We start from the raw sequence: 15,514 nt of genomic DNA, 5'->3' as shown, positions 1-15,514 counted from the left end.
CGGCATGACAGTGGCGCGGGCCGCTGGCGCGCTGGCAGGTGCGTTGCTGCTGGCCGGCGCCGCCGCCGCCGCGCCGCTGGCGGGCTTGCCGCGGGCCGACCTGGGCCCGGCCATCGCCGCGCTGGCGTCGGCCCGTGCCGGTGGCGTGCCCGCGGCGGCCGCGCCGGCCGCGCGCCAGGATGGGCAGCTGCGCTGCACGGGCGAGGCGGCCACGCCGGGCCAGCTCACGCTGCAGCTGGGCAAGTCCACCCTGATGCGCCTGCCCGAGGCCGTGGCCGCGCGCGCCGTCGGCAATCCGTCCGTGGTGCAAGCCATGCTGGTGTCGCCGGACACGCTGTACGTGGCTGGCGTGGACGTGGGCAGCACCAACCTGATCGTGCAGGGCCGCAGCGGCAGCTGCAGCGTGGTCGACGTGACGGTGGCGATCGATCCGGGCGCGCTGCAGGCGACGCTGGCCGCGCTGTTGCCGCAGGAGCGCGACATCCGCGTCAGCGCGGCGGCCGACGCGCTGGTGCTGAGCGGGACGGTGGACGATGGCGCCACCCTGGCCCACGTGCTGGACCTGGCGGCGGCCTATGTGCGCCGGCCGGCGCAGGCGCTGTCCAGCCGCAAGAGCGAGGAGCCGGCCGGCGCCTCGGCCACGGCGCCGGCCGCCTCGCCCGGTGCCGCCAGCGGCGCCCCCCGCATCGTCAACCTGTTGGGGGTGCGCGCGCCCCAGCAGGTGATGTTGGAAGTGAAGATCGCGGAAGTGTCCAAGACCTTGCTCGACAAACTCGAGGCGGGCAGCACCTTGCGCTTCGCCTCCGGCAGCTGGAGCGCCAAGCTGCTGTCGAACTTCCTGAGCGGCACCCTCAGGGGCATGGTCGACGCGAGCAAGTCGAGCGGCAGCCAGTTCACCGTGGAGGCGGAAAAGCAGGATGGCCTGGTGCGCATCCTGGCCGAGCCGACGGTGATGGCCATCAGTGGCCAGGAGGGCAGCTTCCTGGCCGGCGGCAAGATCTTCATCCCGGTGGCGCAGGACAACAACAAGGTCACGCTGGAGGAGAAGGAGTTCGGCGTCGGCCTGCGTTTCACGCCCACCGTGCTGGCCGGTGGCCGCATCAACCTGCGGGTGGCGCCGGAAGTGTCCGAGCTGTCGCGCGAAGGCGTGGGCATCTCGGCCGCCGGCCTCTCCGGGGGCGCCATCCTGCCGCTGATCACGACGCGGCGCGCGGCCACCACGGTGGAGCTGATGGATGGCCAGAGCTTCGCCATCGGTGGCCTGATCAAGAACAACCAGGTCAGCAACATCCGCGGCCTGCCGGTGCTGGGCGAACTGCCGGTGCTGGGCGCGCTGTTCCGCAGCACGGACTTCCAGCACGACCGCACGGAACTGCTGTTCGTCGTCACGGCCCGCCTGGTCAAGCCGCTGCCGCCCGATTACGCGCTGCCGACCGATGGCATCACCACGCCTGGCCGGGCCGAACTGTTCCTCGGCGGCCGCATGGAAGGCAAGCCGCCGGCCGCCGCCGGCAACGGTGGCGCGCGCGGATCCGAACGCAAATGAGGGGAGGGCTGGCCATGCTATTGATTGTCTCATCGCGGGCCCGCGCCCGCCTGATCCCGGGCCTGGCCATGCTGCTGTCGGCCTGCGCCGCCACCACGCCCGACTGGGACCGCCACTTTGGCCAGGCGGCGCGCGCCACGCTGGCGCAGCAGGTGCTGCACCCTGGGGCGGCGGGCAACGCCGATCCGGTGGCTGGCATGGATGGGCGGGCGGCCAGCGCCGCCCAGGCCCGCTACCAGAAATCGTTCGCCGAACCCAAGCCGCAACCGGCCAGTTTCACCATCGGCGTGAGCGGCGCCCGATGACGTACCGGCCCGCCCGGCCACGGGCGGCCATGCCAACGACGACTTGAAGGAACCGGAATGAAAGCGTTGATGATTAGCCGCGACAGCCTGCTGCATGCGGAGATCGCCGCCCAGGGGTCGGCCCGCATGCCGCCCGTGCAGCTGGTGGCGTCGCGCAATGGCTTGCGCGACGCGGTGGAACGACTGATGCCGGAACCGCCCGCGCTGGTGATCTTCGACGCCAGCGAAGTGGCGGCCGGCGAGGCGGAGCTGGTCGAGCGCCTGAGCAAGCACTATCCGTCGGCCTCCTTCATCCTGCTCACCCGCGAGGCCCAGCAGGATCTGCTGATCCGCGCCATGCGGGCCGGCATGCGCGAAGTGCTGCAGCTGCCCCTGGTGCACCGGGCGTTCCACGAGGCGATGGACCGGATCGAGGTGGCGGCCGGCGTCAGCCATATGCGCGACGGCAAGGTGCTGGCCTTCATCTCGTGCAAGGGCGGCAGCGGCGCCACCTTCCTGTCCACCAATTTCGGCTACGCGCTGGCCGCGCTGGCCGAACGCAAGGTGCTGCTGATCGACCTGCACGGCCAGTTCGGCGACGCCACCCTGTACGTGTCGGACCAGAAGCCGGCCATGACGCTGTCGGACATCTGCGCCCAGATCGCGCGCATGGATGGCGCCTTCCTCGATTCCTGCCTGGTGCACGTGGCCTCCAACTTCGGCGTGCTGGCGGCGGCCGATGATCCCAACCACGCGGTCGACATGAAGCCCGAGCACATGGACACCATCCTGCGCGTGGCGCGCCAGCACTACGACTACATCGTGCTGGACGTGGGGCGCCAGATCGACGCCATCTCGCTGCGCGCGCTGGACCAGGCCGACGCCATCTACCCCGTGCTGCAGCTGGCGCTGCCCGACATCCGCGACGGCCGGCGCCTGCTCGACATTTTCCGCTCGCTCGGCTATCCCACCGACCGCACGCGCCTGATCGTCAACCGCTACGAGAAGGGCGGCAAGCTGCGGCTGGCCGACCTGGAACACGCGCTGGGCGCGGAGGTGGTGCACACGGTGCCCAACGATTACATCTCGGCCACCGATTCCGTCAACCAGGGCATTCCCGTGCTGCAGCTCTCGCGCAGCAGCGCCGTGGCGCGCAGCCTGGCTGACCTGGTGGAACTGGTCACGGCGCGGCGCGTTTCCGAGAGCAAGGGCTTGTTCGACCGCCTGTTCGGGCGCAGCGAGGCGGAGTAGCGCATCGCACCGCATATCACCGCAAGGAGAGCGACATGAGTCTACGCGAACGCCTGGCCGTGGCCGACGAGCCCAGGATCAACCACGGCGGGCCGCCGGCGCTGGCCGCATCGGCCTACCTGGAGCTGAAGAAGCGCATGCACCAGACCATCCTGGACCGCATCGACCTGGAGCGCCTCAAGCGGCTCACGCCGGAGCAGTTCAAGCACGAGCTGGCGCTGCTAGTCCAGCGCATCATCGAGGATGAACGGATCGCGCTTAACCAGAACGAGCGCCACAGCCTGGTGCTCGACATCCAGCACGAGATGCTGGGCTTTGGCCCGCTGGAGCCGCTGCTGGCCGACCCCGGCGTGTCCGACATCCTCGTCAACACCTGCGACAAGGTGTACGTGGAGCGGGCCGGCCGGCTGGAGCTGACGGACGTGAGCTTCCACGACAACACGCACCTGATGAAGATCATCGAGAAGATCGTCTCGCGCGTGGGGCGGCGGGTGGACGAATCGAGCCCCATGGTGGACGCGCGGCTGCCGGATGGCTCGCGCGTGAACGCCATCATTCCGCCGCTGGCCGTCGATGGCCCCATCCTGTCGATCCGCCGCTTCGCCGCCAACCCGCTCACCGTGCAGCGCCTGCTCGAGTACAAGAGCCTGACGCCGCCCATGGTGCAGGTGCTGCAGGCGCTGGGCCAGGCCAAGGTCAACATCCTGATCTCGGGCGGCACGGGCAGCGGCAAGACCACCTTGCTCAACGTGCTGTCCGGGTTCATTCCTGCCAGCGAGCGCGTCGTCACCATCGAGGACGCGGCCGAGCTGCAACTGCGCCAGGCCCACGTGGTGCGGCTGGAGACCCGGCCACCGAATATCGAAGGCAAGGGCGAGGTCAACCAGCGTTCGCTGGTGCGCAACGCGCTGCGCATGCGGCCCGACCGCATCATCCTGGGCGAGGTGCGCGGCGCCGAGGCGCTCGACATGCTGCAAGCGATGAACACGGGCCATGAAGGCTCGCTGGCCACGATCCACTCCAACACCCCGCGCGACGCCCTGTCGCGGCTGGAGAACATGGTGGGCATGGCCGGCGTGCACCTGACGCCGCGCGCCATGCGCCAGCAGATCTGTTCGGCCGTGACGGTGGTGATGCAGGTGTCGCGCCTGACGGACGGTACGCGCAAGCTGGTCAGCCTGCAGGAGATCACGGGCATGGAGGGCGAGGTGGTGGCCATGCACGAGATCTTCCGCTTCGAGCAGACCGGGGTCGACGCGGCGGGCAAGGTGCTGGGGCAGTTCTATGCGACGGGCGTGCGGCCGCGCTTCGCGGACCGGCTGCGCATGTTTGGCGTGCCCGTGCCTGATTCCGTGTTCGATCCGGACCGGGTGTTTGAGTAGGAGGCGGCGATGGACATGTTCATGACCGGCTTCGCGGTGCTGCTGTTCGCCGCCGTGATCCTGGCGATCGAAGGCAGTTGGCTGTGGTGGTCCGGCAGCCATGGCGGTGGCGCGCGCCGCATCGCCAGGCGGCTGCGGCTGATGGGGGGGGGCGACCGGCGGCACGGAACAGCTCAGCATCCTCAAGCAGCGCCGCTACGCCAGCGCGCCAGCGCTGGAGCGGGTGTTGCGCCGCATACCGCAACTGGCGGCGCTGGACCGGCTGCTGTTGCAGGCGGGCCTGGCGTGGACGGTGGCGCAGTTCCTGGGCGTGTCCGCATCGGCCTTGCTGGCCGGGCTGCTGCTGCCGCAACTGTGGGACTTGCCGACGCCGGCCGCGTTGGCGGCCCTGGCGGCGGGCGGGCTGCTGCCGGGCGGCCTGCTGCTGCGCGCGCGCGCGGCGCGGCTGAAAAAAATCGAGCAGCAGTTGCCGGAGGCGGCCGACTTCCTGGGCCGCGCGCTGCGCGCCGGCCACTCGTTCGCCAACGTGCTGCAAATGGCGGGCGAGGAGATGCCCGACCCGATCGCGGCCGAATTCCGCTTCGCCCACCGGGAGATCAACTACGGCGTGCCGATGAACGAAGCGCTGCACAACCTGGCCACGCGCGTGCCGCTGACGGACTTGCGCTACCTGGTGATCGCGGTGCTGATCCAGCGCGAATCGGGCGGCAACCTGGCCGAGATCCTGGGCAGCATCAGCCGCCTGATACGGGCCCGGCTCAAGCTGCTGGGCCAGGTGCGCGTGATGTCGGCCGAGGGCCGGATGTCGGCCTGGATACTGGGCCTGTTGCCGATCGGCGTGTTGCTGGTGATGACGGTGGTGAACCCGGAGTACGTGCGGCCGTTGTGGCACGATCCGACGGGCGTGCGGCTGATGTGGTACGCGGCAGGCATCAGCGCGCTGGGCGTGTGCTGGATGCGCAGCCTGATCCGCATCCGCGTGTGAGCGGGAGGCTGGCATGGACGGGCGGCAGATCCTGTTTCTGGTGATCGTATTCGCGGTGGTGGTGGCGCTGGTGCTGCTGGCCATGTTGATGTTCTCGGCCGTGCCGTTGCGCCAGCGGCTGGGCAGCTTCATCGCGCCGCCGGTGCCCGAGGCGCAGGACAACAGCGACGATGGCGGCTGGATCGAACGGGCGGCCAAGGTGGCGCAGCCGTTCATGAAGCTGTCGCTGCCCGAGGAAGGCTGGGAAAAGCATCCGCTGCGCACCCGCTTCATGAACGCGGGCTGGCGCAACGCCAATGCGCCCACCCTGTATTTCGGCGCCAAGACGGTGCTGGCGCTGGGGGTGCCGGCCCTGATGACCGTGCTGGGCGCGGCCGCGCTCGATACCGTCCTGCACGATGGCTTCCTGCTGTTGCTGCTGCTGGGCGCGAGCCTGGGCTATTACAGCCCGAACGTGGTGCTGGCGCGGGCCGCCGCGCGCCGCCAGCGCGACATCTTCGAGAACTTCCCCGATGGCCTGGACCTGCTCACCGTGTGCGTGGAAGCGGGCCTGAGCCTGGAGCGGGCGCTGGCCAAGGTGGCCGGCGAGATCCATATCAAGAGCGTGGCGCTGGCCCAGGAGCTGCAACTGGTGCTGATGGAGATGCGGGCCGGCTTCAGCAAGGAAAAGGCGCTGCGCAACCTGGCCTTGCGCAGCGGGGTGGAGGATGTGGACACGCTGGTGGCCATGTTGATCCAGTCCGAACGTTTCGGCACCAGCATGGGCGATTCGCTGCGGGTGCATTCGGATAACCTGCGTCACAAGCGCAGCCTGGCGGCCGAGGAGTCGGCCGCCAAGATCGCACTGAAGCTGCTGTTCCCCCTGATCTTCTGCATCTTCCCCACGCTGATGCTGGTATTGCTGGGGCCCGCCGCCATGCAGATCGGGCGCGTCCTGCTGCCGACCTTGGCCAACACCAATTAGCCGAGGGAGTGAAGCATGCGCACCGCGATCCATTTCTTGAGCGCAGCCTGTGCCGGCACGGCGCTGCTGGCGTGCGGCAGCGCCGGCGTGGTGGCACCGCCACCGCCAGCTGCCTATCTGCAGGCGGACGAAGGCGAGCAGGCCATCACGGCGCTGGAGAAAGCCTGCGTGCTCGATCCCCTCGATCCCGGCCACTGGGAACAACTGGCGCTGGCGCTGGAGCGGCAAGGACAGGGTGCGCGGGCGGCGCTGATGCGCAAGCAGGCGCAATCACTGCGGACACACGACCTGGGGAGCGACTATGCGCTGCTGGCCGCCCGCCGGCGTGAGCTGGAACGGGGCGCGCCGGATGGATGGGCGCAGACGGCACCGCGGCCGCAGGCGCTGGCGCGCATCGAGGTGGTCGCTGTCGGCGGCGCGATGGTGCAATTGCGGCGCGTGCCGGCGCAAGCCGCGCCGCCATCGCCACCATCACTGCCGCCCTCACCGTCGCCCGCGCCGGCCTCGCTGGCGGCCGGCGAGCCGCCGGTCCGGCTGGAGATCAGCAATGGTAACGGCGTGACCGGCATGGCGGCGGCGCTGGCGCGCACCATGCGCGGTGATGGCGTGCGGGTGGTGCGGCTGACCAATGTGCGGCCGTTCGCGGTTCTCGTGAGCCGGGTCGAATACCAGTCCGACCAGCGGGCTGCGGCCCAGGCGCTGGCCAGCAGGCTGGGGATGGCGGTGACGGCGCCGCGCGAGGGTCAGCAGCGCGCGCAAGTGCGCATCGTACTGGGACGCGACCTGCTCAGCCCCGCCGTGCTGCGGCAGCGCTACTTGAAGTAGCGTGCAAAGCGGGGGACGAAAAAAAGTCCGGGGGAGGGGCCCGGACTGAGGAAGAACACACCCGAAAATCTGTGCGACGCCTGCGCGCAGCCTTATTCCCAATGCAAGCTGCCCATGCCGCGCGCGTTGGCCTGGCGGTTGGCCGGATTGCCGTAGACGGTGGCTGAACCGAGCCCGGTCAGGTTCATGGTGGCGCTGTCCTTCGCGAACAGGCGCGCGCTGCCCAGGCCTGTCAGGCTCACGTCGATGCTGTCGGCCTGCAGCTGGCGCGCATCGAGGCTGCCCACGCCGCTCAGGCTGGCGTGCAGCTTTCTGGCCTGGCCGTGGACATGCATGCTGCCGGCGCCGCGCAGGTTCAGGTCCATGTTGTCGCTGCTGCCCGCATCGAGGTTGATGCTGCCCACGCCGGCCAGCTTCACGTTCACGTTCCGGTATTGCGACTTGGCCGTGATGGCGCCGGCGCCATCGAGCACCAGGCGCAGGGTGTCGCCGCTAAAGCCGTTGATCTCGGTGGAGCCCACGCCGCCCGACACCAGTTCGTGCAGGTTGGGCAAGGTCAGTTCCGCGCGCAGGTCCGTCTTCCCGACCTGAAAGCCGTGCAGCGCGGTGCCAATGTGCAGGCTGTCGCCATGCTGTTCCACCACCACCTTGGGCAGGTAGCGCGGGTCGCCGTAGATGGTGAGCGCGGCCGGGCCCTGTTTCACGTTCAGGCTGATCACGCCATCGAGGTTGATGTTGACGGTACGCGCATCGACGGCGCGCGGTTCGCTGACCGCTTCATCGGCCAGCGCGGTGTGTGCTCCGCTGCACAGTGCCGAGGCCAGCAATGCCGCACGTATGGTTCGCTTCATGTTGATGCTCCCGTCGTCGTAAGGTGGTGATGTGTGCAGGCGTTCGCTCAGTTGCCCAGCGCCGCTTTTTGTTCCGCCGTCAGCCGCTTGGCGCTGATGGTCACCACTTGCATGGGCGCGTTGTCGACCTTGGCCACGGCGTGCGATGCGGCGTGGTGCGCGGGAACGGCGGCAGTGGCCAGGCTGGTGCCGGCGATCAGCACGGTGGCGATGATGAAGATGGCTTCCATGTTTTTGGCGATGTTCATGATGATGCTCCTTGTCGTTGGTGCTGCGTTCGAATGTGTGCTGCGATGAGTGAACTATAGACAGGGCGCGTTCCCGTCACCATTGACATGCGACGAACTGCATTTTTGACGGGCCAGAATGCGGATAGCGGGCGGGAAGCGCGGCGCCGCGCGGCGGTGCAGGGGGCGTGGAAGCAGGACAAATCAGCTATTGCGCCCCAACGGGCGCCACTCTAAGCTGGCGTATCGATAGTCTTGGGAACGGACCGTAACGATGACGCTACTCTATGCCAGCACGATCTTCCTGAGCGCCTTCCTGCTGTTCCAGATCCAGCCCATCGTCGGCAAGATGGTCCTGCCGTGGTTCGGCGGCTCGGCAGCCGTGTGGAGCACCTGCATGCTGTTCTTCCAGCTGCTGCTGTTGCTCGGCTACCTGTACGCGCACCTGACGATGCGCCACTTGCGCCCGCGCCGCCAGGCCGTGCTGCATAGCGTGCTGCTGGCGGCCAGCGTGGCGCTGCTGCCCATCATGCCCGACGCCAGCTGGAAACCGGGCGGCGACGCCGACCCGTCGTGGCGCATCCTGGGATTGATGGCGGCCATGATCGGGCTACCGTATTTCCTGCTCTCTTCCACCGGGCCGCTGATCCAGGCCTGGTATGCCCGTGAGGAGGCGGGACGCATTCCTTACCGCCTGTTCGCGTTGTCCAATTGTGGCTCCCTGCTTGGCTTGCTCAGCTATCCCTTGTGGTTCGAGCCCCGACTGGCCGCGGGCGCCATGTCGTTGGGATGGTCGGCCGGCTATGGCGTGTTCGTGCTGTGCTGCAGCGCGTTGTCCTTGCGCGGCGCCTGGATGGCGGGCAACGCGCCGGTGTCTACGGCGGACGCCGCGCCCGCGGCGCCGGAACGGTCTGCGCATGCGCGGTGGGCGGCGCTGGCGGCGCTGCCGACGGTGCTGCTGATGGCCATCACCAGCCACCTGACGGAGAATATCGCGCCCATCCCGCTGTTGTGGGTGCTGCCGCTGGTGCTGTACCTGCTCAGTTTTATCCTGTGCTTCGAGGGTGGGGGTTGGTACCGGCGTGGCTGGTATCTGCCCCTGTTCGTCGCCATTGTGCCGCTGATGATCGTGCTGAGCATGTTCCCCCTGCTGCTTAGCGAGAGCGCGGCCGGGCAGATCGCGCTGTTCAGCGCAAGCTTGTTCGTTTGCTGCATGGTGTGCCACGGCGAGCTGGCCCGGCTCAAACCCGCGCCGGCCCGGCTGACGTCCTATTACCTGATGATCGCCGCCGGGGGCGCCATCGGCGGCGTGTTCGTGGCGCTGCTGGCGCCCCGGCTGTTCAACGACAATTATGAACTGCCTATGGCCGCCATCGGCGCACTGCTGCTGGTGTTCCTCACCGTGTGCCGCGAGCCGGACGTGGTCATGCCGCTCATGGGCTCCGGCGAATCGTGGCGCAAAGCGATCGTCTTCACGGCCACGCTCAGCACCTGCCTTTACGTGGGCAAGGAATTGCTGATTGACCGGGGGGCCATCAAGGCCAGGAATTTCTACGGCATCGTGCGGGTGCGCGACGTGGGCCAGGGCAGCGCTGCGGCGCGCCAACTGTCGCATGGGACTATCCTGCATGGTTTCCAGTACCTGCGGCTGGACCGCCGGCGCTGGCCGACATCGTATTACGGGCCGGCGAGCGGCGCCGGGGTGGGCTTGGCCGCCAGCCGCACGGAGGCGGCGCAGCGGGTGGGCGTAGTCGGCCTGGGGGCGGGCACCATGGCCGCCTACTGCAGGCCCGGCGACTACTACCGCTTTTATGAAATCAATCCGCTGGTCAGCCAGCTGGCCGCGTCGGAATTCAGCTTCCTGTCCGACTGCAAGGCCAGGGTGGAGATCGCCCACGGCGACGCGCGCCTGTCGCTGGAGGCCGAGCCGCCCCAGCACTTCGACCTGCTCGTGCTGGACGCCTTTTCCGGCGACGCCATCCCCGTCCATTTGCTCACGCGTGAAGCGTTCGGCGCGTACTTCCGCCATCTCAATGGCGGCGGCGTGCTGGCGGTGCACGTGTCAAACCTGCACCTGGACCTGGTGCCCGTGGTGCAAAGCGCGGCCGCCTACTATCAACGTGACAGCTTCCTGGTCGATTCCTATTCGGATCCCCAAGCGGGCGTCAGCCGTGCGCAATGGGTGCTGGTGGGGCGGCCGGCCAGCATGGCCCACCCGGAGCGGATACGGCATGTCGCCACCCAGGCGCCGCGCCGCACTGCGGTTCGGCCATGGACGGACGACTACAGCAGCATCCTGAGTGTCCTCAAATAGAAACGGCGAACGCCGTGGCCGGCTTCTTGCTTATAATGCAAGCAGGATGATCTCGTTGGAAAAGATGAAAAAACGCCACACTTGCTGGCATTTTTTACCATTCTTGCACTGATTCGTGCACCATGCGAGAGCGCGGATGTCGTTACATGGAGCCAGCTCGCCACTCTTGGAAAGATACGCATGAAAATACGCAGAAAAGTTCTCGTCGTCGCCGTGGCCGCCACCCTGGGCGCGCCGGCATGGTCGCAAGTGGTGCAGTCCGACCAGATCGAAGTGGTCAAGGTCACCGCGCAAAAGCGCAAGGAAGACCCCAGCAAGGTGGCGATGAGCATCAGCGCCGTCACCGGCGCCCAACTGCAGAACGAACACGTCAACGACATCACCGACCTCACGCGCGTGGTGCCCAGCGTCTCCTTCACGGCCGCCACCGGTAATGGCGGGGCCGGGCCGGGCACGTCGAACATCGAGATCCGCGGCATCAGTTCGGCCGCCGGCGCGGCCACGGTGGGCATCTACCTGGGTGAAGTGCCGGTCACGGTGGGCAACGTCTATACGATGGGTAACATCGAACCCAAGTTCTTCGACCTGGACCGGGTGGAAGTGCTGCGCGGACCGCAGGCCACGCTGTACGGCGCCGGTTCCATGGGCGGCACCATCAAGTTCGTGCCCAACGAGCCGGACCTGAAGGACCGTGAATTCACCACCTACACGGAAGCGTCCAGCACCAAGGGCGGCAGCATGAATTACGCCGCCAACATCGTTGGCAACTTCCCGCTGGCCAAGGATGAACTGGCGCTGCGCATTGGCGCGCAGGTGCAGCACACGGGCGGCTTCATCAACCAGGTGGACGGTGCCGGCAATACGCTGGCCAACAACATCAACAAGATCGACGACCAGGAACTGCGCGTGGCGCTCAAGTGGCTGCCGACCCGCACGCTGACGGTGTCGCCGTCGGTCTACTACCAGCGGGTCAACGCCAAGGATATCGCCGCGTTCAACCTGGAACTGCCGCGCTACCAGTCGCAAAAGCAGGTGCGCGAGCCATCCAACGACGTGCTGTTCGCGCCCAGCGTGACCATCAACTGGGACATGGGCGCGGCCGACCTCACGGCCAGCACCAGCTATTTCCAGCGCAAGTTCGACCGCACCCAGAACGGCTCGGCCTACAACAGTTATTCGCTGTCGACCTTCCTGACGTCGGTGGCCGATGGCGGCACGGCGCCGCAGGAATTGATCGATGGCGTGGCGGCACTGCCGTCGGCCGTCTACCTGAACAACCAGGTGCGCCAGATCGCGCAGGAAGTGCGGCTCGCCTCCAAGCCATATGACGCGGCCGTGTCGCCGTGGACCTGGCTGGCCGGCGCGTATTACGCCAACCAGCACACCAACGTGACGGAGAACGACCCCATCTTCGGCGTCAACGCGCTGTTCCAGCAATTTGGCCTGAGCACCTCGGACCCCGATATTCTGCCGGGCGCGTACCCGAACGACTTCCCGAACGATAACTCGTTCTCCGGTAACTTCCACTACCGCGAACGCCAGGGCTCCGTGTTTGGCGAAGCCAATTACTACTTCACACCCACGGTGCACGCGACGGTGGGGGCGCGCTACCTGAAGGCGACTTCAACGCTGTCCCAGCTCAATGGCAACTACCTGGCCGGCGCGGGCAGCAACGGCGGCGGCGAGCAATCGTCCAAGGCGTTCACGCCGAAATATGCGCTGACCTGGGAGATCGATCCCGCCAACACCGTCTACACCAGCGTGGCCAAGGGCTTCCGCCTGGGCGGCTCGAACGTCTACGTGCCACCCACCACGTGCGGCCAGGACCTGGCGGCCAACGGCATCACGGCGGCACCCGGCACTTATGCGCCGGACAGCCTGTGGAGCTACGAGGTGGGCAACAAGTCGCGTTTCATGGGCGGCCGGCTGACTGTCAACGCCGACCTGTTCTACGTGAAGTGGAAGAATATCCAGCAGGGCGTGTATCTGCCGACCTGCGCCTACACCTACAACGCCAACGCGGGCGACGCCACCAGCAAGGGTTTCGAGTTCGAGATCAAGGGCAAGCCGATGTCGGGGCTGACCTTGAGCGCGTCCGGCGGCTATGTGAAGGCGGAACTGTCGAACGATATCGGACTGCAGTCGGGCATCGTGGGCGCGCACGAAGGCGCGCCTATCCAGGGTGTGCCGAAGTACAACGCGGCCGTTAATGCACAGTACAACTTCGCCGTGGGCGAGCGTGGCGCGTTCGTGATGGGGGGCGTGCAGTGGGTGGGTTCCAGCCACGGCTCGTTGAATCCTGACCAGACCGATTACCTGCGGCCGGCCTATCACACGGTGGATCTCAGCGCGGGCATGAGCTTTGACCGGGTCAGCCTGACCGTGTTCGTCAAGAACGCGCTGGAAGAGGATACGCTGATCCAGCATCCGCAGGTGGCGTCCATCGTGCAGGGCTACCGCGTCAATCCGCGCAGCATCGGGATGAGCTTGTCGAGCAAGTTCTGAGCCCCCCCCTTTTCTTCCGTACCGCGCCGCCATCCGGCTCCCGCCCAGGCACCGGCGACAGGCCCTCCGCGACCAGACGGCGCGGATCGGCCTGCCCGCAAGCGCGCCCGGTCAGTCGGCGGCCGGGAAGTCAATCACCGTATCATTGACCCGGTTCACCAGATTGGTGAAAGTGATGGTGGCGATGGTGAGCAGGATGTCGATGATCTGGGTGTCGCTGTAGTGGGCCGCCTTGATCGCCGCGATGTGATTGGCGGCCACGGTTCCGCTGCTGCTCACCAGATGGCGGGCGAAGTGTGCCAGCGCATCCAGCGCCCCATCGCCACTGGTGCCGCCGGCGCGAATGGCCGCCATGGCATGGGGGCCGAGACCCGCACGTTTTCCCATCAGCGTGTGGGCGGCGACGCAGTAATCGCAGCCGGCATGGGCGCTGACGGCCAGCTTGATGGTCTCCACCTGTTTGGCCGAGAGCGAGCTTTTACCCAGCGTCTGGTCAAGCTGGAGCGCCGCCTCCAGGGCCTTCGGGCTGTTCGAGCCGATGGTGGCATACGCATTGGGCACCATGCCGATGGCGCCTTTGATCGCGGTAAAGAGTTCAGCGGCACGGCCAGTGGCTTGTTCGGGTTGTACGGTGTGCAGACGGGTCATGATGATTCCTTTCGGTTAGTCAGACTGTGTATGCCGGCTGTCAGGTGTTGCGGCATGGAGAACAGTCTAGCGAGACCGGCCATCAGCTTGAATGCTCGAAACCGCCGATAATTTGTTCAATCGTCTCAATTGGATCTGCATGGATAATTTAAGCCACTTACTGGCGCTGTATCCGGTCCACAGCGCACTGGATACGCAATGCCGATTCGGCAGTGATTGGGCCATTGAGCATGCCGTCAGCGCCGCTGGCATCGCTCCATACCACCTGATGATGCGCGGACACGCGTATCTCGACATCGGTGAGCGCAGCAGGATCGCGCTGGAACCCGGCGATATCGTGCTGTTCCCCTCCGGGCAGGCGCATCGCCTGTATTCGGTGTCGCATTCCGGTGCCCCGGTACCGCCGCCCATCGAGGAGAACGATGGTCCGTTGCGGCTGCTGCATAACGCCGGCACCGCGCCGGAGACGGGCATCTTGTGCGGCCAATTTGAATTTCAGCGTAGGGGCGCGAACCCGCTGCTTGGGGAATTGCCTGACGTGGTGCACATTCGTACGCGCGAGCGCGGCGATTTGCTCATGCTGCGCACTCTGATCGACATGCTGAAACTGGAAACGGATGGCGCCCGCCCAGCCGCTTCGGCCGTGATTTCACAGTTGGCTTCGGCGTTGTTCGCGCTGCTGATGCGCGCGTGGGTGGAGCAGGCCGGACAGACGGAGTGCCGGCCCAGCCTGTTTTCCTTGCTGTCCGAGCGACGCCTCCAGCCAGCGCTCAAGGCGATTTTCTCCGCGCCCGAACGTCCGTGGCAATTGGCCGAACTGGCGGCGGCATGTCATATGTCGCGCGCCACGTTTGCCCGCGTTTTTCAAAAGCGGGCCAACGCGACCCCTGCGGAATTCCTGTTGCGCATGCGCATGGCCAAGGCGGCCACCCTGCTGGCCGATCCGCAATTGCCGATGGGGGATGTCGCGGAGCAGGTAGGTTATCAATCGGAGGCCGCGTTTAACCGGGTCTTCAAGCGCCACTTTGGCACGGGACCCGGCGCTTACCGGCGCGATGCGCGGGGCGGGGGCATGGCCATCGACGAGCGCGCTTCGCTGGCGGCGGGAACGGCGACCCAGGCCAGTCGCTGACGTGTCTCCGTGCCAGGTCCAATAACACAAACGCCTTACGTGCAGGACACGTAAGGCGTTGAATTGAAAGCTGAATTGTGGTGCGACTGCCGGTTTCGAACTGGCCACCTGATGATTACAAATTCTTCAGCCGCGATAACACTAACTAACATTGTGTAGCGAAATCAGATACTTACACTATCTGATCTAACAGTGCTGCCTTGGCGATCTAACAGTAGCGTTGACGTTCGGTTGACAGCAAAATTACTTTGTAACGTCAGATGACGCCTTCAGTCGTGACTTGCCACGGAACGAGCTGCCAAGCTCCCATACAAGGTCGCGTGGTGCTTGAACCCCTTCCTCAAAGGAAACGCTAATCCCGTCTCTGACCATGCAAATCAGCACCTGGCCATCGACGGCCTTAACAGCACCCTCCGAATACTTCTTGTCGTCGTATATGCAATACGAGGTTGGCGCGTACTCTCTTTTTGGCTTTTCAGCTGAAGGCTGACTTTTCAAAGGTACAGTTTGTGCGCCAACGGACATCGACAGCAACAGGAGTGCGCTTAAAGTAAGGCTTTTGATCATGAGTTCTCCACTAGGCTAGTATTGCTCAATGGC

At 66.4% G+C, this 15,514-nt stretch carries 13 protein-coding genes and 1 pseudogene; 10 read left to right on the top strand and 4 right to left on the bottom strand.

Features of this window, described 5'->3' with window-relative positions:
* Positions 1-4 precede the first annotated feature (4 nt).
* The 7 genes and pseudogenes from H3H36_RS24560 to H3H36_RS24530 all read left to right on the top strand — a co-directional run bounded on the left by H3H36_RS24560 (position 5) and on the right by H3H36_RS24530 (position 7,237).
* On the top strand, positions 5-1,546 hold the full coding sequence (locus tag H3H36_RS24560; protein ID WP_182220697.1) for a type II and III secretion system protein family protein: 1,542 nt from the start codon (positions 5-7) through the stop codon (positions 1,544-1,546).
* A 14-nt stretch (positions 1,547-1,560) separates the two neighbouring features.
* Positions 1,561-1,851 (top strand): hypothetical protein, encoded by a 291-nt coding sequence (locus H3H36_RS24555; RefSeq protein ID WP_182220684.1) that lies wholly within the window; start codon positions 1,561-1,563, stop codon positions 1,849-1,851.
* 57 nt (positions 1,852-1,908) lie between these two features.
* Complete coding sequence (locus H3H36_RS24550) at positions 1,909-3,081, top strand: CpaE/TadZ family protein (RefSeq protein WP_182220683.1); 1,173 nt, start codon at positions 1,909-1,911, stop codon at positions 3,079-3,081.
* Positions 3,082-3,116: 35 nt separating this feature from the next.
* Positions 3,117-4,463 (top strand): TadA family conjugal transfer-associated ATPase, encoded by a 1,347-nt coding sequence (locus tag H3H36_RS24545; protein WP_182220682.1) that lies wholly within the window; start codon positions 3,117-3,119, stop codon positions 4,461-4,463.
* A 9-nt stretch (positions 4,464-4,472) separates the two neighbouring features.
* Positions 4,473-5,448: pseudogene (locus H3H36_RS24540) on the top strand (type II secretion system F family protein).
* A 13-nt stretch (positions 5,449-5,461) separates the two neighbouring features.
* Positions 5,462-6,412, top strand: a complete 951-nt coding sequence (locus tag H3H36_RS24535) for a type II secretion system F family protein (RefSeq protein WP_182220681.1) — start codon at positions 5,462-5,464, stop codon at positions 6,410-6,412.
* A 15-nt stretch (positions 6,413-6,427) separates the two neighbouring features.
* The gene (locus H3H36_RS24530) at positions 6,428-7,237 is read left to right on the top strand and encodes a LytR C-terminal domain-containing protein (RefSeq protein ID WP_182220680.1); all 810 of its coding nucleotides are present in this window, start codon (positions 6,428-6,430) and stop codon (positions 7,235-7,237) included.
* Positions 7,238-7,329: 92 nt separating this feature from the next.
* On the opposite strand, the gene H3H36_RS24525 is transcribed toward H3H36_RS24530, so the two are convergent.
* Positions 7,330-8,088, bottom strand: coding sequence for a GIN domain-containing protein (locus H3H36_RS24525; protein WP_182220679.1), 759 nt, complete (start codon positions 8,086-8,088; stop codon positions 7,330-7,332).
* Between the two features lie 47 nt (positions 8,089-8,135).
* A complete protein-coding gene (locus H3H36_RS24520; protein WP_182220678.1) occupies positions 8,136-8,336 on the bottom strand; it encodes a hypothetical protein in 201 nt (66 codons plus the stop codon).
* Between the two features lie 253 nt (positions 8,337-8,589).
* Here H3H36_RS24520 and H3H36_RS24515 point away from each other — a divergent pair, with 253 nt between their 5' ends.
* Positions 8,590-10,629 carry a spermidine synthase gene (locus H3H36_RS24515; protein WP_182220677.1) on the top strand — a complete coding sequence of 680 codons (2,040 nt, stop codon included), beginning with the start codon at positions 8,590-8,592 and terminating at the stop codon, positions 10,627-10,629.
* A 180-nt stretch (positions 10,630-10,809) separates the two neighbouring features.
* The gene (locus tag H3H36_RS24510) at positions 10,810-13,134 is read left to right on the top strand and encodes a TonB-dependent receptor (protein WP_182220676.1); all 2,325 of its coding nucleotides are present in this window, start codon (positions 10,810-10,812) and stop codon (positions 13,132-13,134) included.
* Between the two features lie 111 nt (positions 13,135-13,245).
* On the opposite strand, the gene H3H36_RS24505 is transcribed toward H3H36_RS24510, so the two are convergent.
* On the bottom strand, positions 13,246-13,782 hold the full coding sequence (locus tag H3H36_RS24505) for a carboxymuconolactone decarboxylase family protein (RefSeq protein WP_182220675.1): 537 nt from the start codon (positions 13,780-13,782) through the stop codon (positions 13,246-13,248).
* A gap of 91 nt (positions 13,783-13,873) precedes the next feature.
* Here H3H36_RS24505 and H3H36_RS24500 point away from each other — a divergent pair, with 91 nt between their 5' ends.
* Positions 13,874-14,914, top strand: coding sequence for an AraC family transcriptional regulator (locus H3H36_RS24500; protein ID WP_229220087.1), 1,041 nt, complete (start codon positions 13,874-13,876; stop codon positions 14,912-14,914).
* 243 nt (positions 14,915-15,157) lie between these two features.
* Here the strand turns inward: H3H36_RS24500 and H3H36_RS24495 are convergent, their stop codons facing one another.
* Positions 15,158-15,481, bottom strand: coding sequence for a DUF1496 domain-containing protein (locus tag H3H36_RS24495; RefSeq protein WP_182220674.1), 324 nt, complete (start codon positions 15,479-15,481; stop codon positions 15,158-15,160).
* Between the last annotated feature and the right edge of the window lie 33 nt (positions 15,482-15,514).

Origin of the sequence: Rugamonas fusca (assembly GCF_014042365.1) — a bacterium.
Classification (GTDB): Bacteria; Pseudomonadota; Gammaproteobacteria; order Burkholderiales; family Burkholderiaceae_D; genus Rugamonas; species Rugamonas fusca.
Note: the sequence above shows the minus strand (reverse complement) of the source record. Positions and strands in the feature narration are given on the sequence as shown.